19 protein-coding genes are annotated in these 22,068 nt (G+C 71.9%); 9 read left to right on the top strand and 10 right to left on the bottom strand.

Annotation, left to right across the window (positions count from 1 at the left end):
- Positions 1 to 157: 157 nt before the first annotated feature.
- The 6 genes from LZ495_RS21715 to LZ495_RS21690 form a co-directional block, all read right to left on the bottom strand.
- The gene (locus tag LZ495_RS21715; RefSeq protein ID WP_308268508.1) at positions 158 to 439 is read right to left on the bottom strand and encodes a DUF397 domain-containing protein; all 282 of its coding nucleotides are present in this window, start codon (positions 437 to 439) and stop codon (positions 158 to 160) included.
- A gap of 10 nt (positions 440 to 449) precedes the next feature.
- Positions 450 to 1,304, bottom strand: coding sequence for a helix-turn-helix domain-containing protein (locus LZ495_RS21710; protein WP_235054419.1), 855 nt, complete (start codon positions 1,302 to 1,304; stop codon positions 450 to 452).
- On the bottom strand, positions 1,301 to 1,816 hold the full coding sequence (locus LZ495_RS21705) for a DUF6879 family protein (protein WP_235054417.1): 516 nt from the start codon (positions 1,814 to 1,816) through the stop codon (positions 1,301 to 1,303). The genes LZ495_RS21710 and LZ495_RS21705 overlap by 4 nt, the downstream gene beginning before the upstream one ends.
- Entirely contained in the window at positions 1,803 to 2,009 is a 207-nt protein-coding gene (locus LZ495_RS21700) for a hypothetical protein (RefSeq protein ID WP_235054415.1), read from the bottom strand. Before LZ495_RS21700 ends, LZ495_RS21705 begins: the two co-directional genes overlap by 14 nt.
- Before the next feature lie 188 nt (positions 2,010 to 2,197).
- The gene (locus LZ495_RS21695; protein WP_235054634.1) at positions 2,198 to 3,460 is read right to left on the bottom strand and encodes an alpha/beta fold hydrolase; all 1,263 of its coding nucleotides are present in this window, start codon (positions 3,458 to 3,460) and stop codon (positions 2,198 to 2,200) included.
- Between the two features lie 333 nt (positions 3,461 to 3,793).
- The gene (locus LZ495_RS21690; RefSeq protein ID WP_235054413.1) at positions 3,794 to 5,587 is read right to left on the bottom strand and encodes a hypothetical protein; all 1,794 of its coding nucleotides are present in this window, start codon (positions 5,585 to 5,587) and stop codon (positions 3,794 to 3,796) included.
- Between the two features lie 340 nt (positions 5,588 to 5,927).
- Here LZ495_RS21690 and LZ495_RS21685 point away from each other — a divergent pair, with 340 nt between their 5' ends.
- Positions 5,928 to 7,163, top strand: coding sequence for a YVTN family beta-propeller repeat protein (locus LZ495_RS21685; protein ID WP_268823181.1), 1,236 nt, complete (start codon positions 5,928 to 5,930; stop codon positions 7,161 to 7,163).
- Between the two features lie 30 nt (positions 7,164 to 7,193).
- On the opposite strand, the gene LZ495_RS21680 is transcribed toward LZ495_RS21685, so the two are convergent.
- Positions 7,194 to 7,442 (bottom strand): hypothetical protein, encoded by a 249-nt coding sequence (locus LZ495_RS21680; protein WP_235054411.1) that lies wholly within the window; start codon positions 7,440 to 7,442, stop codon positions 7,194 to 7,196.
- Between the two features lie 363 nt (positions 7,443 to 7,805).
- On the opposite strand from LZ495_RS21680, the gene LZ495_RS21675 reads away from it, so the two are divergent.
- Positions 7,806 to 9,575 (top strand): acetyl/propionyl/methylcrotonyl-CoA carboxylase subunit alpha, encoded by a 1,770-nt coding sequence (locus LZ495_RS21675; RefSeq protein ID WP_235054409.1) that lies wholly within the window; start codon positions 7,806 to 7,808, stop codon positions 9,573 to 9,575.
- Between the two features lie 139 nt (positions 9,576 to 9,714).
- Here the strand turns inward: LZ495_RS21675 and LZ495_RS21670 are convergent, their stop codons facing one another.
- Together LZ495_RS21670 and LZ495_RS21665 are read right to left on the bottom strand one after the other, a co-directional pair.
- Complete coding sequence (locus LZ495_RS21670; RefSeq protein WP_235054633.1) at positions 9,715 to 10,551, bottom strand: DeoR/GlpR family DNA-binding transcription regulator; 837 nt, start codon at positions 10,549 to 10,551, stop codon at positions 9,715 to 9,717.
- Positions 10,552 to 11,021: 470 nt separating this feature from the next.
- The gene (locus LZ495_RS21665; protein ID WP_235054408.1) at positions 11,022 to 12,440 is read right to left on the bottom strand and encodes an NAD(P)H-quinone dehydrogenase; all 1,419 of its coding nucleotides are present in this window, start codon (positions 12,438 to 12,440) and stop codon (positions 11,022 to 11,024) included.
- Between the two features lie 38 nt (positions 12,441 to 12,478).
- Between LZ495_RS21665 and LZ495_RS21660 the strand changes: the two genes are divergently transcribed.
- The 4 genes from LZ495_RS21660 (at position 12,479) to LZ495_RS21645 (ending at position 17,996) form a co-directional block, all read left to right on the top strand.
- Positions 12,479 to 12,931 (top strand): gamma-glutamylcyclotransferase family protein, encoded by a 453-nt coding sequence (locus tag LZ495_RS21660; RefSeq protein WP_235054407.1) that lies wholly within the window; start codon positions 12,479 to 12,481, stop codon positions 12,929 to 12,931.
- 226 nt (positions 12,932 to 13,157) lie between these two features.
- Positions 13,158 to 13,967, top strand: coding sequence for a purine-nucleoside phosphorylase (locus LZ495_RS21655; protein ID WP_235054406.1), 810 nt, complete (start codon positions 13,158 to 13,160; stop codon positions 13,965 to 13,967).
- A gap of 204 nt (positions 13,968 to 14,171) precedes the next feature.
- Complete coding sequence (locus LZ495_RS21650) at positions 14,172 to 15,818, top strand: phospho-sugar mutase (protein WP_235054405.1); 1,647 nt, start codon at positions 14,172 to 14,174, stop codon at positions 15,816 to 15,818.
- 342 nt (positions 15,819 to 16,160) lie between these two features.
- On the top strand, positions 16,161 to 17,996 hold the full coding sequence (locus LZ495_RS21645; RefSeq protein ID WP_235054404.1) for a protein kinase domain-containing protein: 1,836 nt from the start codon (positions 16,161 to 16,163) through the stop codon (positions 17,994 to 17,996).
- Positions 17,997 to 18,011: 15 nt separating this feature from the next.
- Here LZ495_RS21645 and LZ495_RS21640 read toward each other — a convergent pair whose 3' ends face one another.
- A complete protein-coding gene (locus LZ495_RS21640; RefSeq protein WP_235054403.1) occupies positions 18,012 to 18,596 on the bottom strand; it encodes a PH domain-containing protein in 585 nt (194 codons plus the stop codon).
- Positions 18,597 to 18,695: 99 nt separating this feature from the next.
- On the opposite strand from LZ495_RS21640, the gene deoC reads away from it, so the two are divergent.
- From deoC to LZ495_RS21625, 3 genes are read left to right on the top strand one after another with little or no spacing between them, the layout of a single operon-like run.
- On the top strand, positions 18,696 to 19,646 hold the full coding sequence (deoC, locus tag LZ495_RS21635; protein WP_235054632.1) for a deoxyribose-phosphate aldolase: 951 nt from the start codon (positions 18,696 to 18,698) through the stop codon (positions 19,644 to 19,646).
- Between the two features lie 3 nt (positions 19,647 to 19,649).
- Positions 19,650 to 21,107 carry an aldehyde dehydrogenase family protein gene (locus LZ495_RS21630; protein ID WP_235054402.1) on the top strand — a complete coding sequence of 486 codons (1,458 nt, stop codon included), beginning with the start codon at positions 19,650 to 19,652 and terminating at the stop codon, positions 21,105 to 21,107.
- Complete coding sequence (locus LZ495_RS21625) at positions 21,100 to 22,008, top strand: aldehyde dehydrogenase family protein (RefSeq protein ID WP_235054285.1); 909 nt, start codon at positions 21,100 to 21,102, stop codon at positions 22,006 to 22,008. Before LZ495_RS21630 ends, LZ495_RS21625 begins: the two co-directional genes overlap by 8 nt.
- Positions 22,009 to 22,068: the final 60 nt, after the last annotated feature.

Here is a 22,068-nt window from a genome sequence, read left to right as displayed (position 1 = left end):
TCAGCGTCGATCGGAACAGCCGGCTTGGCGGGCAGGGCTGCGGTGCAGGGCGAAAGAAGGCTGCGCAGGTGAAGCACCACCATTGCCCCGCGAATTCGAAGTCCGGCGTCCCCTCGGCCGAGCAGGTCGGACACGGCGCCACGGCGCGCCTCCACGGTCACATGGTCAGGTCGAACTCGCCCGCTGCGGCGGCGGCAACGAAAACCGCCCAGCGCTCCGGGGTCGTCACGACGACGGTACTGGGGTTCTCGCTCTCGCGAAGTGCCACGGCGCCCTGCACGTTCGTAGCGACCTCGATGCAGTTGCCCACCTTCGGGTCACGGCATGCTGCGGCCGTGGCGAATCGGTACTCGCGGCTGTCGCTCATCCTGGCCGTCCCTTCGTTGCGTTCCGATCGGGCGATCATGGATCCTGTCCACGGCCCGTGCGGCTCTGCCATGTCGGCAACGCTAGGAGCGGCCGTCCGATCCGGGACAGGTCCTTTCTCGATCACGCAAGAACTCATCCCGGACCGTCTCGACCACGGCACGCATGTCGTCCCCGAAAACGGCCGCGGCGGCGAACCGTTCGAACGTTGCGGCATACGTCTGCACGTCGCTTGGATCTGTCGTGGTTATCTCGGCGTGAAAGGTCTCGACGAGCACCAAGCGAGTGTCGTGGAGGCTGAAACACGTCATCGGGAAGTCGGGCATGCGGGCTGCCAGCGGCAGGACGCCGATCCGGACGGCGGGGAGACGCGACAGGGATACGAGCCGATCGAGCTGCACGGCCATCACCGTCGGCGTGCAGATCAGCCAGCGCAGCACGTGTTCACAGACGAGGAAGTGGAACGTTCTCCCCTCCTCGTACAGGATCGTTTGCCGTGCCAACCGCGCGGCGAGCGTCGCAGCCTTGGTCTGTTCGGGCAGGCCAGGGGGAAGCGACAGCACCGCGCTCGCGTACTCGGGTGTCTGCAATAGCCCCGGGATCAACTGTCCTTGGAAGAGGCGGAGCGTGGTCGTCTGCGCTTCCAGCGCTCGGATCGCCTGCTGGTGTTTTGACGGCCCCATGCGGCGCAGGAGTCGCCATGCCGTTGCCTCGGTGGCAGCCGCCCGCACTGCAGCGACGAACTCGCCACGCGCCTCATCGGAGACACCAAGTGCGGTGAGCAGCAGCTCGACGTCAGCCGCCGTCGGACGGACACGTCCGTTCTCGATCTTCGACAGTTTCCCGGCGGACATGGCGGCGCGGCGGGCGAGCGTCGCGGCCGTAAGGCCGGAAGCCGACCTCAAGGCCCGCAGCGCCGCGCCGATGTCGCGGTTCACGTCTGTCGGTGCCGCTCCCAGTACACCGCGAACGGCTCTGCGTGGGCTTGCGCGACGTCGCGATACCCCCGGTACTCCGCGACGCGGTCGACGGGCAGAGGTTCAGCCCCGACGAACCGGCCCGCTTCGGTGTAGTGCATGCGGTAGACCGATGCATTGTCGAACAGCCAGAAGTCATGATCCGGCAGGCCGGGAACGACGTGGTCGGCCAGATCGATGATCCCGATGGACTCGCCCGCCTTGACATTGCCTGGGTAGGCGGAGAGTTCGTAGCGCAGATAGTCGGTCCACGGCGAGCGGAGGACGTGGACGCGGGCGACCGCCTTGCCGCGGTCGGTCATCGCCCGGACCCAGGGATTGTCGCTCCACTCCGGCGGCATCGGCTCGCCCGCAAGGAAAGCCGCGAACTCTTCCTGCTCGTCCTCGACGTCGTACGCACTCAACGTCTCCAACCTGAACGCCTCACGTTCGAACTCCGCGAACAGCCGGGCGAAGTCGTCACCGGTCAGCACGAAAGTACGCCTCCAAAACCTCGGCCGGCACGAACACGGCAGACTCCCCGGCGGGCAGACCCAACTGCGCCAAGTGCTCCGGGTCGTCGACCACTCGACCCTGCACGATGTAGCCCGTGCCGGCCTCGGTGATCCACAGAGTCGGGCAGGTCCCGTTCTTGCACGCCGGATCGCCGGTCAGCTTTCGCAACATTGCTCCCCCTGGGGTTCTGCCGTACTCCGATGCTGTCGGCGGCCTGGAGCGGGGGTCAAGGAAACGCGCTTTCCAGAACGGGAAAGTCGGCTGGCATCACCAGAATGGCGCCCACAAGAGGGACTTGTGGACGCCATCCTCGGACGGTCCGAGCTGTCGGGCGGGACTGCCTCGGGGGGAGTGGGGTCTCAGACGCGGCCGGAGGCCATGTCCATGAGGCGGGACAGGACTCGGCCGTTGGAGACGTGGACGCCGTCGTGTTCCCATTCGTTGGTCACCCAGGCGCGGGCGTTGCCGATGGCTCGGGCGGTTTCCAGGGACAGGCCTTCGTCGACGTACATGTCGTCGTGGTAGACGACGGCTGCCAGGGGGACTTCGTTCGCGGCCAGGCGGGTCGGGTCGTAGAGGGCCGGCCAGTCGGTGCGGGCGGCGAGGAGGTCGGTGGCGTCGGCGAAGGGCTTCAGGCCGGTAATCTCGCGGAACATCCAGGGGAACATCATCTCGCCGGTGAACAGCAGCGGGTCCGCGTCCTCGGCGAACTCCGGGCGCTCCTCCATCGCGCGGGCCGCGCTCCAGGCGGTCGCGGCGCCCTGGCCGTACAGGGTCTCCTGCATGACGGCGAAGAGCGGGTTGTCGGTGAGGCCGGTGAGCGTCATCACCTGGAGGAGGAAGGTGTCGGTCAACTCGCCGTCCGCGTCGAGTGCTTCGTCGAGGAGCCAGTGGATCTTCTCGAAGCCGTCGCCCATGCCGAGGGCGAGGCCGAGAGTGCGGAGGCGGCGGACGGTGAGGCGGTCGCCGTTGGGGAGGCGTACGTCCGACTTGCCGAGCAGGTCGGCGATTTCGCGCAAGCGCGGGGCGTCGTCCGGGTAGCGGGCGTAGAACTCCAGGACGCGGTCGCGCACGCGCGGGTACGTGCGGGCGTACACGTCGTCGGCGGTCGCGGTGAGGCCGGGCAGGCCGCCGGTGACGTAGCAGGCGCGCAGTCCTTCCGGGGCCTGGGACAGGTAGGTGAGGGTGATGAACCCGCCGTAGCTCTGCCCGAGGGTCTCCCACTGGGCGTCGCCGCACAGTTCGCGGCGGATCAGTTCGCAGTCGGCGACGATCGCGTCGGCGCGGAAGTGGCCCAGGTACGCGGCCAGCCGCTCGGGCGAGGCGAAGCGGGCCGCGGCCCGGGCGGTGACCGGGGTCGAGCGGCCGGTGCCGCGCTGATCAAGCAGCAGGACCCGGTGGGTCTTGAGGGCCTGCGGCAGCCAGCCGGGCGAACCGGCGGAGGGGCGGGGCGACTTGCCGCCCGGTCCGCCCTGCAGGTACAGCAGCCAGGGCAGGTTCTCGCCGGCCCGGTCGGGGGCGGCGACCTCGCGGGCGAACACCTGGATCGTCTCGCCCTGCGGGTCCGCGTGGTCCAGCGGGACGGTGAACGTGTGGTCGGTGGTCGCGTACGCGGGGTTCATGAGGTCCTCTCGCGGTGTGGTCACCGCAGTGCAGGCGGACGGAGCAGCCGCGCCCGCGGCAACGCCTCACCCGCGCACGGCGTCAGTAATATTTCACATGGCACCCCTGCCGCCAAGTGATTCGCCTGAGCGCCCTTCGCGCCGGACCGCAGGAGCACCTCGCGGTCGCCGCGTGATGCCGCCGCATCCGCGGACGTCGGAAACAGCCCAGAGACTTCGGCAGGCTCGGCAACTTGTCGTCCACCCAGAGATCGGGATGGAGCAGCCCGCGGGAACGCCGCAGCCCCCGCGCGGGTGTTCGCGCGAGGGGCTGCGGCGGGGGGTCTGGGGGGGTCAGTCGTCGTCGCGGGTGCCGTTGCCGGAGAGGTCGCCGCGGCGGGGGCCGGGGCCCATGGACTGGCCGAAGCCGCCGTTGCCGGGGGCCGGTTCGGTGGGGCCGGGGACGGCGAAGTCGGTGGACGGGGCGGCGGGCGGCGGTACCGGGGCCGGGGCCGGGTCCGCGCCGAAGGCCGGGGGTGCGCCGAACGCCGGGGGTGCGGCGGAGGGTTCGGGGGCGGCGCCGTACTGGTCGGGGGCCGCGTACTGGTCCGGGCCGCCGTAGGGGCCGGGGCCGTACGGGTCCGGGCCGGTCGGGTACGCCTCGGCCGCGCCGGCCTGGGCGGGCACCGGGGCCGGGCCGTACGGGTAAGCGGGCACGAGGTTCGGATCCGGGCCCGCGGCGCCGTTCGCCGGGGCCTGGCGCAGGCCTGCCCAGATGCTCAGCGGCACCGCCAGGCCGGCCAGGATCAGCAGCGGCATCGGGACCCCGCCCGGGCGCTCGGTCAGGAACTCGACCCACTTGTAGTCGCTCGACGCCTTCTGCAGGTCGGGCCACACCGGCCCGCACGCCGCGGTCAGGCCGAGGGCCGCGAGGGCGGGTTCGGGGCGCAGGCCGCCGATCACCACGCCGAGGGCCAGCGCGCCCGCGCAGCGGACCAGGAGGATGTGCGTCTCGCCGGTGTCGGGGCCGGCGAACTCGCCGACCACCAGGATCAGCGCCGCGGCGCCGATCGCGTACGCGCCGAGGAAGCGGGCCAGGACCGCGCCCGCGACACCGGCCGCGACCAGGCCGGCGATCCACGGAACCGATTCTCCCGGCCCGTCGAAGCCGAGGCCGGGGTTGAAGGTGGTGCGGTCGAAGCCGAACAGCGCGGCCGGCAAGGCCGCGAGGCCGACCGCCATGGCCAGCAGGGCCCCCGCGACCGAGCGGATGCCGTCCACGCGGTACGTCAGGCCCGCGGCCACCAGGCAGCCGCCCAGCGCGGCCACCGGCCACAGGCCGATGGCCTTGGGGATGTCGTCGGGGGCGACCAGCGTCCAGATGGCCACGGCGACGCCGACGAGGCCGAGCAGGACGACGCCGCGGAATGCGCCGCGCGAGGCACGCGGCCAGCCCTGGCCCTGCCGGACCAGCACCGAACCGGTGGGCAGGAGCAGCAGTACGAGCGCGATGCCGACCAGCGGCAGCGCGGTCTGCCACACCGCGTCGGCCTTCCACAGCGGGTCGAGGAGGTCCTCGCCGACCACCGCGAAGAGCAGCGGCAGCGCGGCCGCGAGGGTGGCGGCGAACGCGGCGTTCAGCGCCACCCGGTTGCGCGGCGCCGAGAGGTGGATCCAGAGCACCACGCCGACCAGGATCTGCACCGCGAAGCCGAAGCGCAGCAGGTAGACGACGCCCAGCCAGCGCGGCGGTGTGCCGTCGCCGCTCGCGACCAGGTCCAGGAGGGATGTGGCCGCCGCTCCGCCGAGGCCGACCAGCAGGACGCCGGCGACCGCGCCGCGCCGGTGCACGTACGCGGTGTCGGTGAGGCCCACGCCGCCGATGACCAGCGGGATCGACCACGGCAGGAGGACTGCGGTGAGGTCCCAGATGTTCCATGACGGGACCCCGGACGAGGCGCCCGGTGCGGGCGTCCCGTACGTGTTCGCGTCCGTGGGCACGGCTGCCGACGCGCCGCCGACCGAGGCACCCGTCCGCAGCAGGATCAGCGCCGAGCTGACCGCGACGATCACGAGCAGCACGCCCGGGATCCACTCCGCGGCCCGCAGGCCCGCCGGTTCCGGCTTGCGCGCGGTGCGTTCGGCCACCGTCGCACCGGTTTCGTATGTTCTGCGCAGCAACCCGCCGCCCACGGCCATCGCCGCTCCCCCAACCCCATGGTGGATGACTTGTCGAAAACTCCGCCCCCGCGCGGCAGTTGATGACTCGGACTATAGGGACGCCGGGAACCGCGTGGTGCCCCCGGCGGCAACTTCGGGTCCGAAGCGGGACACAGTGGCGACAAACCAGCCGGTGGGATGGTCGTACGAACTCCCCGGACCGGCCCAACTGCCGTCGCCCATAACGGCGCAGGCTCAGCCGGACGGGTGACGAAACCACCGAAATCGCAGCTCGGCGACCTAGGCTGACCCGGTGTCTCGTACCCAAATGTCGCGCTTGGCCGTCGCCTTGACCACCGCCGGTACGCTCGTCTTCACGCTGGGCGGGCTCATGACCTTCACCGCCTGCTCGAGCGAGGAACCCGGCAAGGCCAAGACCCGCGCCACCCCGTCCACCGCGTCCGGCAAACCGAGCGCGCAGCCGGCCGCACCGCACGGCAACGCCGCCCCGCAGATCAACGGGCTGCCCGGCATGCCCCCGGTGCTCGACCCGAACGACCTGTACGCCGCCGACCGCCCCAACCAGCTCGCCGACGCGGTCAAGAACTTCCCGTCCCGGGTGTACGTGCCCAACACCGAGTCGGACACCGTCTCGGTCATCGACCCGGCCACGTACAAGGTCATCGAGACCATCAAGGTCGGCGACCAGCCGCAGCACGTGGTGCCGTCCTGGGACATGAAGACGCTGTGGGTCAACAACGACCTCGGCAACACCCTGACGCCGCTCGACCCGGCCACCGGCAAGATCGGCCCCACCGTCGACGTGCACGACCCGTACAACCTGTACTTCACGCCGGACGGCAAGCACGCCATCGTCATGGCCTCCGCCGACCACGAGCTCGTCTTCCGCGACGCGCACACCATGAAGGCGGTCAAGCACCTGCCGGTCGCCTGCGACGGCGTGAACCACACGGACTTCTCACCGGACGGGCGCTACTTCATCGTCTCGTGCGAGTTCGACGCCACGCTGCTCAAGGTCGACACCGAGAAGATGGAGATCATCGCGCGGCAGAAGCTGCCCGGGCACCACATGATGCCGCAGGACGTGAAGATCTCCCCGGACGGCAAGACCTGGTACATCGCCGACATGATGAGCCACGGCGTGTGGGTCATGGACGGCGACAAGTTCGACAAGCCGCGCCTCGTGCCGACCGGCAAGGGCGCGCACGGCCTCTACATCAGCCGCGATTCGAAGTACATGTACATCTCGAACCGCGGCGAGGGCTCGATCACCCTGTGGGAGTTCACCCCGGGCGCCGAGAACGGCGGCAGGATCAAGACCAAGTGGCACATCCCCGGCGGCGGCAGCCCCGACATGGGCGGCGTCTCGGCGGACGGCAAGGTGCTGTGGCTGTCCGGGCGCTACGACTCCGAGGTGTACGCCATCGACACCACCGACGGGCACCTGATCGCCCGCATCAAGGTCGGCCGCGGCCCGCACGGCCTCGCCGTCTACCCGCAGCCGGGCCGCTACTCCCTCGGGCACACCGGCATCTTCCGGTAGGCCGCCCCGCCCGGGGCCGGGCCCCAGTCCTCAGGCCCGCGGATCCGCCGTCCACGTGACCGCACCCGACGCCGGGTCGGTGCGCACCGCACTCTCCAGGCGGCGGATCCGCTCCGGGTCGTTGCGGGCCGCCCCGCGCGCCCGCCAGAGCCGCAGTACGCCCTGCAGGCGCGACATCTCGGCACGCCGGACATCGGCATCGAAGTCCGGGCGCAGCCGCTCCGGGAGCGACTGGCGGATGGTGTCGACGACCTTGGGGGCGACGAGTGCAGAAACCATGGCGAACTCCCCTAATGGGTGATTTCGTTCTCCACGCTAACGCGCGATGATCAACGCCGCGTTCCCGCGGCATGAACTTTTCCACGGCGGGCGGACATCAGGGCCGGACGGCCCCCGCCCGGCCGCCCCGAAAGGCCCGGACCGGAGTCCCCGGATCCGCCGCATACCCCGAACGGCGCACCCAAGTGCCCCCCGAGAACACGTTCCCATTGCCGCGGAGTAACTTGGACGCATCGGCAGCGCCGCCGAAGTCCCGTCACCAGTCAGGTCGACCGGGACGCCGACCTGTGACGGGGTGGGGCGGCACCGCATCCGTGCGGGCCACTCCCTAGACTCTGCCCAGTTCTAGAGGGGAGCCTGATCGTGCGCAAGGTGTTGATCGCCAACCGCGGGGAGATCGCCGTCCGCGTCGCCCGCGCCTGCAAGGACGCCGGCATCGCCAGTGTCGCCGTCTATGCGGACCCGGACCGCGACGCCGTGCACGTGCGGGTGGCCGACGAGGCCCACGCGCTCGGCGGCAACACTCCGGCCGAGAGCTACCTGGACGTCGCCAAGGTGCTCAAGGCCGCCGCCGACTCGGGAGCGGACGCCATCCACCCGGGGTACGGCTTCCTGTCGGAGAACGCCGAGTTCGCCCAGGCCGTCCTGGACGCCGGGCTCATCTGGATCGGCCCGCCCCCGCAGGCCATCCGGGACCTCGGCGACAAGGTCGCCGCCCGGCACATCGCGCAGCGCGCCGGCGCGCCGCTGGTGGCCGGCACCCCGGACCCGGTCTCGGGTTCCGCGGAGGTCGTCGAGTTCGCCAAGGCCAACGGCCTGCCGATCGCCATCAAGGCGGCCTTCGGCGGCGGCGGCCGCGGCCTCAAGGTGGCCCGCACGCTCGAGGAGATCCCCGAGCTGTACGACTCCGCGGTCCGCGAGGCGGTCACCGCCTTCGGCCGCGGCGAGTGCTTCGTCGAGCGCTACCTCGACAAGCCGCGCCACGTCGAGACCCAGTGCCTCGCCGACCAGCACGGCAACGTGGTCGTCGTGTCGACCCGCGACTGCTCGCTGCAGCGCCGGCACCAGAAGCTCGTCGAGGAGGCCCCCGCGCCGTTCCTCTCGGACGAGCAGAACGCCGAGCTGTACCGCGCGTCCAAGGCCATCCTCAAGGAGGCCGGCTACGTCGGCGCCGGCACCTGCGAGTTCCTGGTCGGCCAGGACGGCACCATCTCGTTCCTCGAGGTCAACACCCGCCTCCAGGTCGAGCACCCGGTCACCGAAGAGGTCACCGGCATCGACCTGGTCCGCGAGATGTTCCGCATCGCGGACGGCGAGGTGCTCGGCTACGACGACCCGCCGCTGCGCGGCCACTCGTTCGAGTTCCGCATCAACGGCGAGGACCCGGGCCGCGGCTTCCTGCCCGCGCCCGGCGCGGTCACCGTGTGGAACCCGCCGAGCGGTCCGGGCGTGCGCCTGGACTCGGGCGTCGAGCAGGGCTCGGTCATCGGCCAGGCGTTCGACTCGCTCCTCGCGAAGCTGATCGTCACCGGCGCCACCCGGCAGCAGGCCATCCAGCGCTCGGTGCGCGCGCTGAACGAGTTCGGCATCGACGGCATGGCCACCGCGCTGAGCTTCCACCGCGTGGTCATGGAGGACCCGGCCTTCACGCCGGAGACGCACGGCAGCGACGCGCCCTTCACGGTGCACACCCGCTGGATCGAGACCGAGTTCGACAACACCATCGCCCCGTACGCGGGCGGCGGCGCGGAGGGCGAGGAGCCCGCCGAGCGCGAGACCGTGGTCGTCGAGGTCAACGGCAAGCGCGTGGAGGTCACCCTCCCGGCCGGCCTGGGCGCCTCCGGTGCCGCGGCCGCGGGCCCGGCGAAGAAGGCCCCGAAGCGCGGCGGCGCCAAGAAGGCCGGCGCCGCGGCGAGCGGCGACGCGCTCACCAGCCCGATGCAGGGCACCATCGTCAAGGTCGCGGTCGAGGAAGGCGCCACGGTCGCCGAGGGCGACCTGATCGTCGTCCTCGAGGCCATGAAGATGGAGCAGCCGCTGAACGCGCACCGCGCCGGCACCGTCAAGAGCCTGGTCGCCGAGGTCGGCGCCACGGTCACCAGCGGTGCGGTGCTCTGCGAGATCAAGGACTGATCCGAGGTCTCACCCGCCCCGGCCCGTCCGGGGCATCGTGTGGCCCCCTGCCCGCCCGGGCAGGGGGCCGCCCGCGTGCCCGGGCGGCAGCGGGCCGGCCCGGCGGCCGCGGCCGCCGTACGGGCCGCCCGGCGGACCGTCAGGCCCGCCGGTCACGGCTTTCCGCACCGCTCGCGGCGTGGTCGACGCCGCCCAGCAGCCGGTCCCCGTTGATCTCCGAGCGGGCGCCCGGGACCGCCCGCTGGGGCAGCTGGGCGACATGGATCTGCGCGCCGAGCTCGGCCAGCGCGGACAGTTCGGCGGACGGGGCGTCCTCGTCGGTGACCAGGTGGGTGATCCGCTCCGCGGCCACCGTCTGGAACATCGTGTCGACGCCCATCTTGGTGTGGTCGACGAGCACCACGACTTCGTGGGCCGCCTGGACGAGCGCGCGGTCCACGCTCGCGGACAGCATGTTGGGGGTGGACAGCCCGCGGTCCGCGGTCAGGCCGTTGCCCGACACGAACGCACGGCGCACCCGCAGCCCGGAGAGGGCCTGCTCGGCGCCGCTGCCCACCAGGGCGTACGACGAACCGCGCAACGTGCCGCCGGTCATGACGACCTCGACCCGGTTGGCATGCGCGAGGACTTGGGCGACCAGCAGCGAGTTGGTGACGACGGTGAGGCCGGGGATGCGGGCCAGTCTCCTGGCCAGCTCCTGAGTCGTGGTTCCCGCACCGACGACGATCGCGTCCCCCTCGTCGACGAGCGACACGGCGAGATCGGCGATCGCGGCCTTCTCGGCGGCGGCGAGATGGGTCTTCTGCGAGTAGCTGGGCTCTCGCGCCAGTCCACCGGGCAGCACCGCACCGCCGTGCCTGCGGTCGAGAAGCCCTTCGGCCTCGAGCGCACGCACGTCCCGGCGGACTGTCACCTCGGACGTCTGGACCACCCGGGCGAGTTCCCTGAGGGATACCGCTCCGTTGGCCCGCACCATTTCCAGAATCAACTGACGACGCTCTGCAGCGAACACGTGACGAAGGTAACGCGACCGACCACCTCTTTTCAGCCGGTTGCAGGTCTTACCCAAACTTGTTCACCAAGATGATGAATACCCGGGGCATTTAGGGCATGAGGAAGGGGCGGTGACGGGGGAAACCGCAGAGCACCGCTGCTGGACGACGCGTATTCCGCCTGCGGGCATGCCTTCTGACCCGCCGTCAGCAAAACTGCCCGACGCCGCCGGGGTCATGTCGTGCCCATCCGTGCACGACACCTGACCACTCGCAGACGAGTATGCGCGCTTGGCGAGCACGGTCGCGCCGGTTCGCGGAAAGCCACCCGATCGAGCGCATACGCCGGATGTCCACAACCGACGACAACGGCCGTGATTCCCGGAGCGGGAATCACGGCCGCGGCGTTCCGGCGGCCCTTTGCCGGGCCGCGGCGCACGAACTCGCCTAAGGATCAGACCCGGTCGCGCCGGTGCAGGCGGCGGGCCGCCTCCGCGAGCGACCCGGAAAGGGACGGGTAGACGGTGAACGCACTCGCGATCTGATCGACCGTCAAGTGCAGGTCCACGGCCAGCGAGACCGCGTGGATCAGCTCGCTCGCGCGCGGCGCCACCACCACGCCGCCCACCACGATGCCGGTGCCCGGGCGGCAGAACAGCTTCACGAAGCCGTCGTGGATGCCCTGCATCTTCGCGCGCGGGTTGCGGGAGAGCGGCAGCTTGACGGTGTGCGCGTCGATCTCGCCCGAGTCGATCGCGGCCTGCGAGTAGCCGCAGGTGGCGATCTCCGGGTCGGTGAAGACGTTCGACGCGACGGCCTTCAGGTCCAGCGGCGAGACCGCGTCGCCGAGCATGTGGTACATCGCGATGCGGCCCTGCATCGCGGCCACCGACGCGAGCGCGAACACGCCCGTGCAGTCGCCTGCCGCGTACACGCCGTTCGCGGTGGTCCGCGAGACGCGGTCCACCCGCACGTGCCCGGACTCCTTGAGGAAGACCCCGGACTCCTCCAGGCCCATGTCCGTGGTGTTCGGCACCGCACCGACCGCCATCAGGCAGTGGCTGCCCTCCAGCGTCTGGCCGTCCTGCAGGTGCACGATCACGCTGTCCCCGCAGCGCTCCACGCGCTCGGCGCGCGAGCGCGACATGACGCGCATGCCGCGGCGCTTGAACACGCCCTCCAGCACCTCGGCGGCATCCGGGTCCTCGCCCGGCAGCACCCGGTCCCGGCTGGACACCAGCGTCACCTTCGACCCGAGCGCCTGGTACGCGCCGGCGAACTCGGCACCGGTCACACCCGAGCCCACCACGATCAGCTCGCGCGGCAGCTCGGTGAGCGCGTACACCTGCTTCCAGTCCAGGATCCGCTCGCCGTCCGGCTCCGCGCCGGGCAGCACGCGCGGCGTGGCACCGGTCGACACGAGGATGGCGTCCGCCTCCAGCGAGCGGACCGTGCCGTCCTCCAGCGTCGCCACCACGCGCCGCGGCCCGTCCAGCCGCCCGGTACCGCGCAGCATCTCCACGCCGGCCCGGCGCAGCCCGTTGGCGATGTCCACCGACTGGGCCTGCGCGAGCTCCAGGACGCGCTTGTTGACCACGTCCAGGTCGACGCCCACTATCGGCCGGTCCAGAGTCCCGGGCGTGCCGTCGTCCACGTAGATGCCCAGCTCCGCGTGCGAGTCCGCGAAGGTCGTCATGACCTCCGCGGTCGCGATGAGCGTCTTGGACGGCACGCAGTCCGTGAGCACCGCCGCACCGCCGACGCCTTCACGCTCGACGACGGTCACCTCGGCCCCCAGCTGGGCCGCGACCAGCGCAGCTTCGTACCCACCGGGGCCGCCACCAACGATCACAATGCGAGTCACGCATGTCATTCTTCCGCATCACCGGGCGCCGCGTAGGATGCGGTCCCATGCCCCTCTACGCCGCGTATGCCAGCAACCTCGACGCGCGGCAGATGGCCCGGCGCGCTCCGCACTCCCCGCTCCGCGTGACGGGCTGGCTGCCCGGCTGGCGCCTGACGTTCGGCGGCGAGCAGCTGGGCTGGGAAGGCTCCCTCGCCACGGTCGTCGAGGACGACATCTCGCAGGTCTTCGTCGCGCTGTACGACCTGACCGATGCGGACGAGGACGCCCTCGACCGCTGGGAGGGCGAGTCGCTCGGCCTCTACCGCAAGGTCAAGATCCGGGTCGAGACGCTGTTCGGCGAGGAGCTGGCCTGGCTCTATGTGCTCAACGACTACGAGGGCGGGCTGCCCTCGGCGCGCTACCTCGGCATGGTCGCCGACGCCGCGGAGTCGGCGGGCGCGCCGGACGACTACGTCAAGGAGCTGCGCACGCGGCCCTGCCTGTCGGTCGGCCCGTAGGACCCGCTCCGCTCCTCCCTGATTCCCCCCGCATTCCCCACGCACGGCAGCCGCTCGGCAGCGGTCGGGCCGCCTCTCCGGCGTGCGTGCGTACCTGCCTGCTCCCCCGAGGACCGGCGCGGCCGAAAGGTCGATCGGCGCTGAATCCGGCATCGATTGCGACACGATCTCTACGCGCATAGACCCCAAGCGCGCCGAACCGTGCACCACCCTTTACGCTCACGATGTGAACGCTTCCGTCAGCAACGACCCGACCGCCGCCGCCACTGCCGCCGCCCAGCGTCTGCAGGAGATCACCGGTGCGGCGACCCACGACATCGCGCTGGTCATGGGCTCCGGCTGGGTGCCCGCCGCCGACATGCTGGGCACCCCTGACCACGAGTTCCCGGTCACCGAGCTGCCCGGCTTCCCGCCGCCGGCGGTCGCGGGACACGCCGGCACGATCCGGTCGATCACCGTCGGGGAGCGCCGCGCGCTGGTCTTCCTCGGCCGCACCCACCTGTACGAGGGCCGCGGCGTCGCCGCCGTCGTGCACGGCGTCCGGACCGCGGTCGCGGCCGGCTGCAAGACCGTCGTGCTCACCAACGGCTGCGGCGGCCTGCGCCCGTCGTTCACGCCCGGCCAGCCGGTCCTCATCTCGGACCACATCAACCTCACCGCGACGTCCCCGATCGTCGGCGCGAACTTCGTCGACCTGACGGACCTGTACTCGCCGCGCCTGCGCGAGCTGTGCCGCGAGGTCGAGCCGAGCCTGGAAGAGGGCGTGTACGTCCAGTTCCCCGGCCCGCACTACGAGACCCCGGCCGAGATCGGCATGGTCCGCGCGATCGGCGGCCACCTGGTCGGCATGTCCACCACGCTGGAGGCCATCGCGGCGCGCGAAGCGGGCGCCGAGGTGCTGGGCATCTCGCTGGTCACCAACCTCGCCGCGGGCATGACCGGCGAGCCGCTGAACCACGAGGAGGTCCTGGAGGCCGGCCGCGCGTCCGCGGTCCGCATGGGGCACCTGCTCACCGAGGTCCTGCCGCGCATCTGACGCCCGGCGCGGCACATGCCACAAGCCGCCGGTCCGGACCTGGGAGCTCCCGCCCCGGACCGGACCGGCGGCTTGTGGCATGTGCCGCGCCCGATCATTTCCCGCATCCGGCCGAACAGGTCCGGGATGATCCCGATCCGCTCCGGGCATCATCCCGATCAGTCCCAGGCCGGTGGATGCCACCTGCTCGTTAAGGAGACCGCCTTGAGTGACGTCGTCGAGACCGCCCGCATCTGGCTGGCCGAGGACCCCGACCCGGACACCCGCGCCGAGTTGCAGTCCCTGCTCGACGCCGACGACCGCGCCGCGCTGGAAGACCGCTTCGCCGGCCTGCTGCAGTTCGGCACCGCCGGGCTGCGCGGCGAGCTGGGGGCGGGGCCGAACCGCATGAACCGCGCGGTGGTGATCAGGGCCGCGGCCGGGCTCGCGGCGTACCTGAACGCCACGCGGCCGGGCACCGTGGTGATCGGCTACGACGCCCGCCACAAGTCGGACGTCTTCGCGCGCGACACCGCGGCGGTGATGGAGGCGGCCGGCCTGCACGCGCTGCTGCTGCCGCGCCCGCTGCCCACGCCGGTGCTGGCGTTCGCGATCCGGCACCTGGGCTGCGCGGCCGGCGTCATGGTCACGGCCAGCCACAACCCGCCGCGGGACAACGGCTACAAGGTGTACCTCGGCGACGGCTCGCAGATCGTGCCGCCCGCGGATGCGGACATCGCGGCGGCCATCGACGCGGTCGGCGCGCTCGCCGACGTACCGATGGCGGACGGCGGCTGGGAGGTGCTCGGCGAGACCCTGCTGGACGCGTACCTGGACCGGGCCGCGGCCGTGGTGCCGGCCGGCGGGCCGCGGGACGTGCGCATCGTGCACACCTCGATGCACGGCGTCGGCGGCGCGGTGATGGTCGGGGCCTTCGAGCGCGCCGGCTTCCCGGTCCCGACCGTGGTCGACGCGCAGGCCGAGCCGGACCCGGAGTTCCCGACGGTCGCCTTCCCGAACCCGGAAGAGCCGGGCGCGATGGACCTGGCCTTCGAGACCGCAGCCGCGGCCGACGCCGACCTGGTGATCGCCAACGACCCGGACGCGGACCGCTGCGCCGTCGCGGTGCCGGATGCCGCGGCGCCGGGCGGGTGGCGCATGCTGCGCGGCGACGAGGTCGGCGCGCTGCTGGGTGTCGAGATCGCCCGGCGGGCGGGCGGCTCCGGCGTGCTGGCCACCACGATCGTGTCGTCGTCGCTGCTCGGCCCGGTGGCCGCGCGGTACGGCCTGGAGTACGTGGAGACGCTGACCGGCTTCAAGTGGCTGGCGCGGGTGCCGGGGCTGACCTTCGCGTACGAGGAGGCCCTGGGGTACTGCGTCGACCCGTCCGGAGTGCGCGACAAGGACGGCGTGACCGCGGCGCTCATGGTCGCGGAGCTGGCCGCGGCGGCGAAGCGGGACGGCCGCACGCTGCTCGACCTGCTGGACGGCATCGCCGTCGAGTACGGGCTGCACGCCACCGACCAGTACTCCGTCCGGGTGGAAAAGCTGGAGCAGATCGCGGAGGGCATGGCCCGGCTGCGGGCGACTCCGCCGACCGCGCTGGGCGGGCTGGCCGTCGCGCGCGTGGAGGACCTGGCCGAGGGCTCCGCCGACCTGCCGCCCACCGACGGCCTCCGGTACACCCTCGCGGGTGCCGACGACGTCGCCTCGGCGCGCATCGTGGTCCGGCCGAGCGGAACCGAGCCGAAGCTCAAGGGCTACTTGCAGGTCGTGGTGCCGGTGCACAGCCAGGTCGAGGAGGCGAGGGCGGTCGGCGCGGCGACGCTGGCCGCGCTGAAGACGGACCTGGCGGCGGCGCTGGGCATGTGACCGGGGCCTGACCGGCGGTCGGACCGGTTCGGACCGGTCAAGACCGGTTCGGACCGCGCGGATCGGCCTTGGTCCGGACGGGATTCCCGCAGCCGGACGAAAGCCCGGCGGGCACGTGTGGCCACCACACATGCCCGCCGGGCTTCGGCATTCCACCTCGATCTCGGGGGAGATCCCTCGGACTTGGGCGTCGGCGCAGAGGCGTGGAACTGGTGCGGGGCACGGCTCGTCCGGGGATTGCGAGGCGGCATGGTGCGGATCCGATGGGCGTTCCGCCGTGTGGGTGATCGGTCTGGGTGAACCGTTCTTCCGGCCGTACCGTGGTTGCGGGGAGGGACAACTGTGGAAGCACTGCGTTCTGACGATCCGTCGGCGGTCGCCGGGTACCGCATGCTGGCGCGCCTGGGGGCGGGCGGCATGGGCCGTGTCTACCTGGCCCGTTCGCCCGGTGGGCGTCCGGTCGCCTTCAAGGTGATCCGGAGCGACTTCGCCGACGACCCGGACTTCCGCGAGCGGTTCGCGCGGGAAGTGGCCGCGGCGCGCTCGGTCAGCGGGGTGTTCACCGCACCGGTGCTCGACGCCGACCCGCAGGGGAACCCGCCCTGGCTGGCCACCGGTTACGTGGCCGGCGTACCGCTCGGCGACGCGGTGGGCCGCTTCGGCCCGCTGCCCGATTCACTCGGCCCGCTGGCGGGCGGGCTCGCGGAGGCGCTGGTCGCCGTGCACGCCGCGGGCATCGTGCACCGCGACCTCAAGCCCGCGAACGTCATCCTGGCCGCCGACGGCCCGCGCCTCATCGACTTCGGGATCGCCCGCGCCCTGGAGGGCGGCACGATCACCCGGACCGGTTTCATGGTCGGCTCCCCCGGCTTCCTGGCCCCGGAGCAGGCCGGCAGCGGGCCGATCGGGCCCGCCACCGATGTGTTCGCGCTGGGTTCGGTGCTGACGTATGCGGCCACCGGGCAAAGCCCGTTCGGCGAGGGCATCCTGACGGAGCTGCTCTTCAAGGTGCTGTACGGCGAGCCGGACGTGTCCGCGGTGCCGGAGCGCTACCGGACGCTGGTCGCGGCGATGCTCGCGAAGGATCCGGCGGACCGCCCGACGCCGCGTCAGATCCTGGACCGGCTGAGCGCATTGGGCGAAAACGACCGGCCGGGCGCATGGCTCCCGCGGCCGTTGACGCAGCTGGTGCTGGCCCGGTCGGCGGCGCTGCTGTCCGACGATCCGCTGGCCGGCGAGACGGCGGTCCAGGAGATGGTCGGGCCGGCGGAGCCCACGGCTCCGGGCGGCGGTGTGTACCGCGGGCATGCGCCCGAAGCGCCCTCGCCGACACCGCAGTTGCCCACCGCGCGGCCGACGCTGCCGCCCGTGCCGAACAGGTCCGCCGAGCTGGCCCATGGCCATGCCGGAAGTCCGCGGCGTCGGCGCATCCTCGCCGCCGCAGCAGCCGTCGCCGTGCTGACCGCCGCCGCGGCGCTCGGCATCCCCAAGCTGCTGGACGACGACACCCCGAAGCGGGACAACGCAGGAAGCGGGAGCCCGGCGGCGTCGCCGACCGGGTGCGGTGCGCTGGACGCCGATCTGACCGGGGGCACGACCGTCTACCCGCAACTGGACGTGGGCAACACCGCGATCGAGCCGCGCTACACGGCTCCGGGGCTGGTGGTCACCGCCCCACCGGGCAGCGACGTGCGCACCGACTTCCAGGGCAAGGTGACCGCGCCGTTCGTGACCGTGCGGGTCAATGGGTCGTTCAGCATCGAGACGCGGGTGACCGTGGATCCGAAGGCCGGGTACCAGGCCGCCGGGCTGCTGGTGTTCGCGGACCAGAACAACTACGTGCGCCTGGAGCGCGGCTACGGGACGTTCGACGCGATCGCGTTCGAGTACTTCGCGAACGGCGTGCACCGGAAGCTGACCACGCCTTACGCCAACGAGGCCGGCGGTGTTGTGGAGACCTCGGCGGACACGGTGTCGCTGCGCCTCGACGTACGGAACGGCCAGGCCACCGGCTGGTGGCGGGTCGGCGCATCGGACAACTGGATGTCCCTGCCGGGCAGCGCCCCCGTCCCGGCCGCGGCGACGCAGGCCGGGCTGACCGTGCTCAACACCCCCGAGAGGGGCGGCAACTTCGGCGCGACGTTCAGCAAGGTGCAGGTGACCTGCCCGCAGCCCTGAGCAGGCGCCGCGGACTCAGAGCGTGGTGCCGAGCACGACCATGCCCGCGCCGACGGCGATCGCGGCGAAAACCGGCCAGCACCAGACCGCGCGCACCGGGCCGGTGGACGTCTTGGCGAACTGCTCGGCCATGCCGCGGATGTCCGCGACGGCGTGGTCGGCGGTCGCGGCCACCGGCTCGTTGATGCGGCTGCTGCCGTACGGGTCCTCGCCGAGGGAGCGCGAGTTGGCGCGGATGGCGCGCTTGCGCTCGCGCAGCGAGACCGGGACGGCCCAGATGTGGAAGCTGCGGTCGTCCGCCCGCACCTCCAGCGAGTACTCCGCCTTGACCTCCTGGACCGCGCCCCAGGGGATCTCCACGGTCCGGAACGGGTTGCGGATCAGCAGCTTGTCCGGGCCCGCGTACATCGCGGCGCGGATCGTGAGCGCGACCACCAGGGCTCCGGCGGCGAGGACCGAGCCGATGATCGTCACGGTGTCCCCGCCGGTGCCGCGGAGCGCCGAGTCGACGATCAGCCACAGGCCGACGGCCACCATGACGACCCCGGTGAACAGGGCCGGCTTGGAGCGGTATGTGGTGACGCTCTCGTCGGAGTTCATGGCCGGGATTCTGCCGCACGACCGCAACGCTTCGAAATAGTCCCTCCCCGGCACCTCCTGACAGGGCGCTACGCGTGTAGATATGCTCATGTTGTGACCATGCTGTCTGCCTTCCCAGCCGACCCGGCCGAGGTGACGTCTTCCGAGGCGGCCCTTTCCCGGTTCCTCCACGGGCTTCCCGGCATCGACAAGGTCGGGGCCGAGTCCCGGGCCGCGATGCTCGGGACGCGCTCGATCAAGAAGGACGCCAAGGCCTTCGCGATCGACCTCGCCATCTCGATGATCGACCTGACCACCTTGGAGGGTGCCGACACCCCGGGCAAGGTCCGGGCGCTGTGCGCCAAGGCCCTGCACCCCGACCCGAGCGCCCCGGACGCCCCGCGCCCGGCGGCCATCTGCGTGTATCCCGACCTGGTCGGGATCGCCAAGGAGGCGCTCGGCAAGGCGCCGGTGAACGTCGCCTCGGTGGCCACCGCCTTCCCGTCCGGCCGGGCCGCGCTGGACATCAAGCTGGCCGACGTCGCGCAGGCCGTGCAGGCCGGTGCGGACGAGATCGACATGGTCATCGACCGCGGCGCCTTCCTGTCCGGCCGCTACCAGCAGGTCTTCGACGAGATCGTGGCGGTCAAGGCGGCCTGCGGCAGCGCGCACCTCAAGGTGATCCTGGAGACCGGCGAGCTGTCCACGTACGACAACGTGCGGCGCGCGTCGTGGCTGGCCATGCTGGCCGGCGCGGACTTCATCAAGACCTCGACCGGCAAGGTGGGCACCAACGCCACGCTGCCGGTGACGCTGATCATGATGGAGGCGGTACGCGACTTCCGGGCCGCGACCGGCCGGCAGATCGGCGTGAAGCCGGCCGGCGGCATCCGCACCACCAAGGACGCGATCAAGTACCTGGTGCTGGTCAACGAGACCGCCGGGCCCGACTGGCTGACCCCCGACTGGTTCCGCCTCGGCGCGTCCAGCCTGCTGAACGACCTGCTCATGCAGCGTCAGAAGCTGGCGACCGGCCGCTACTCCGGCCCCGACTACGTGACGGTGGACTGACCCGTGAGCTCTCTCTCCCCCACGCCGGGCAAGGCGTTCGACTACGCCCCGGCCCCCGAGTCCCGGGCCGCGGTGGACATCGCCGCGTCGTACGGGCTGTTCATCGACGGCAAGTTCACCGAGGCCGCCGACGGCGGCACGCTCAAGACCGTCAACCCGGCCACCGAAGAGGTACTCGCCGAGGTCGCGGTGGGCGGTGCCGCGGACGTCGACCGCGCGGTCAAGGCGGCCCGCAAGGCGTTCAAGTCGTGGTCCGCGCTGCCCGGCAGCGAGCGCGCCAAGTACCTATTCCGCATCGCGCGGCTGATCCAGGAGCACGGCCGCGAGCTGGCCGTCCTGGAGACGCTGGACAACGGCAAGCCGATCCGCGAGTCGCGGGACAGCGACGTCCCGCTGGTCGCCGCGCACTTCTTCCACTACGCGGGCTGGGCGGACAAGCTCGGCCACGCCGGCTTCGGGCCGGACCCGAAGCCGATCGGCGTGGCCGCCCAGGTCATCCCGTGGAACTTCCCGCTGCTGATGCTGGCCTGGAAGATCGCCCCGGCGCTGGCCGCGGGCAACACCGTGGTGCTCAAGCCGGCCGAGACCACGCCGCTCTCCGCGCTGCGCTTCGCGGAGATCTGCGTCGAGGCGGGCCTGCCCGCGGGCGTCGTCAACATCGTCACCGGTGCGGGCGAGACGGGCCGCGCGGTCGTCGCGCACCCGGACGTGGACAAGGTCGCCTTCACCGGTTCGACGCCGGTCGGCAAGGAGATCATCCGCACCGTCGCGGGCACCGGCAAGAAGCTCACGCTGGAGCTGGGCGGCAAGGCCGCCAACATCGTCTACGACGACGCCGCGCTCGATTCCGCGATCGAGGGCATCGTCAACGGCATCTTCTTCAACCAGGGCCAGGTCTGCTGCGCGGGCTCGCGGCTGCTGGTCCAGGAGTCGGTGGCCGAGCAGGTCCTGGAGATGCTGACGCGCCGCCTCGGCACGCTGCGCCTGGGCGACCCGCTGGACAAGAACACCGACGTCGGCGCGATCAACTCGGCCGCCCAGCTGGACCGCATCAAGAACCTGGTGGCGGCCGGCGACGCGGAGGGCGCGGAGCGCTGGACCGCGCCGTGCGAGATCCCGGCGAAGGGCTTCTGGTTCCCGCCGACCGTCTTCACCGGGGTCACCCAGGCGCACCGCATCGCGCGCGAGGAGATCTTCGGCCCGGTGCTGTCGGTGCTGACCTTCCGCACCCCGGCGGAAGCGGTCGAGAAGGCGAACAACACGCCGTACGGCCTGTCCGCGGGCGTGTGGACCGAGAAGGGCGCCAAGGCGCTGTGGACCGCGCAGCGGCTGCGGGCCGGCGTGGTGTGGACCAACACGTTCAACAGGTTCGACCCGGCGTCGCCGTTCGGCGGCTTCAAGGAGTCGGGCTTCGGCCGCGAGGGCGGCCGCCAGGGCCTGGAGGCGTACCTCGATGTCTAAGGAACCGATGCGCGCCGCAGGCTCCTCCGCCCGGCTCGCGGTCAACAAGACCTACAAGCTGTACATCGGGGGCAAGTTCCCCCGTTCCGAGAGCGGGCGGGTGTACGCCGTGACCGACACGAAGGACCGTCAGCTGGCCAACGCGCCGCGCGGCACCCGCAAGGACGCACGCGACGCGGTCGTGGCGGCCCGCAAGGCGTTCGGCGGCTGGTCGGGTGCCACCGCGTTCAACCGCGGCCAGGTGCTCTACCGCATCGCCGAGATGCTGGAGGCCCGCCGCGAGGAGTTCGCAGGCGAGGTCGCCGCGGCCGAGGGCCTGGGCCGCAACAAGGCCCTCGCGGCCGTGGACGCCTCGGTGGACCGCTGGGTCTGGTACGCCGGGTGGACCGACAAGCTCGCGCAGGTCGCGGGCGGCGCCAACCCGGTGGCCGGCCCGTACGCGAACTGGTCGACGCCGGAGCCGACCGGCGTGGTGGCCGTGCTGGCCCCGCAGAAGTCGTCGCTGCTCGGCCTCACCAGCGTCGTCGCGCCGGTCATCGCGACCGGCAACACCGCGGTCGTGGTGGCGAGCGAGCGGGCCCCGCTCCCCGCGCTGGCGTTCGCCGAGGTGCTGGGCGTCTCCGACGTGCCGGGCGGCGTGGTCAACCTGCTGAGCGGTCCGGTCGCGGAGATCGCGCCGTGGCTGGCCGCGCACCAGGACGTCAACGCGATCGACCTCGCGGGCGCTTCGCACAACACCGGGGTGGCGTCGGTGCGCGATCTGGAGATCGCCGCGGCCGACAACCTCAAGCGCGTGCTGCGGCCCGAGGCCAAGGAGCCGGACTGGACGGCCGACCCGGGACCGCACCGGATGCTGGCGTTCACCGAGACGCGGACCGTCTGGCACCCGTCGGGGAACTGACGGAGCGCCGCATCCGTAGTCCCTAGGGGCACCCGAACCCGGAGAGCCGGGCCCGAGCCG

It is taken from the genome of Yinghuangia soli (assembly GCF_021502675.1).
Classification (GTDB): Bacteria; Actinomycetota; Actinomycetes; order Streptomycetales; family Streptomycetaceae; genus Yinghuangia; species Yinghuangia soli.
The sequence above is the reverse complement of the archived record's forward strand: the minus strand, read 5'-3'. Positions and strand labels throughout refer to the sequence as shown.

What these genes read in the sequence shown, in the direction of transcription:
- LZ495_RS21640 (WP_235054403.1), bottom strand. Translation starts at nt 18,596, where the DNA reads ATGAACTCCGACGAGAGCGTCACCACATACCGCTCCAAGCCGGCCCTG.
- deoC (WP_235054632.1), top strand. Translation starts at nt 18,696, where the DNA reads ATGCTGTCTGCCTTCCCAGCCGACCCGGCCGAGGTGACGTCTTCCGAG.
- LZ495_RS21660 (WP_235054407.1), top strand. Translation starts at nt 12,479, where the DNA reads ATGCCCCTCTACGCCGCGTATGCCAGCAACCTCGACGCGCGGCAGATG.
- LZ495_RS21665 (WP_235054408.1), bottom strand. Translation starts at nt 12,440, where the DNA reads ATGACATGCGTGACTCGCATTGTGATCGTTGGTGGCGGCCCCGGTGGG.
- LZ495_RS21625 (WP_235054285.1), top strand. Translation starts at nt 21,100, where the DNA reads ATGTCTAAGGAACCGATGCGCGCCGCAGGCTCCTCCGCCCGGCTCGCG.
- LZ495_RS21670 (WP_235054633.1), bottom strand. Translation starts at nt 10,551, where the DNA reads ATGGTGCGGGCCAACGGAGCGGTATCCCTCAGGGAACTCGCCCGGGTG.
- LZ495_RS21700 (WP_235054415.1), bottom strand. Translation starts at nt 2,009, where the DNA reads ATGTTGCGAAAGCTGACCGGCGATCCGGCGTGCAAGAACGGGACCTGC.
- LZ495_RS21715 (WP_308268508.1), bottom strand. Translation starts at nt 439, where the DNA reads ATGGCAGAGCCGCACGGGCCGTGGACAGGATCCATGATCGCCCGATCG.
- LZ495_RS21685 (WP_268823181.1), top strand. Translation starts at nt 5,928, where the DNA reads ATGTCGCGCTTGGCCGTCGCCTTGACCACCGCCGGTACGCTCGTCTTC.
- LZ495_RS21680 (WP_235054411.1), bottom strand. Translation starts at nt 7,442, where the DNA reads ATGGTTTCTGCACTCGTCGCCCCCAAGGTCGTCGACACCATCCGCCAG.
- LZ495_RS21695 (WP_235054634.1), bottom strand. Translation starts at nt 3,460, where the DNA reads ATGAACCCCGCGTACGCGACCACCGACCACACGTTCACCGTCCCGCTG.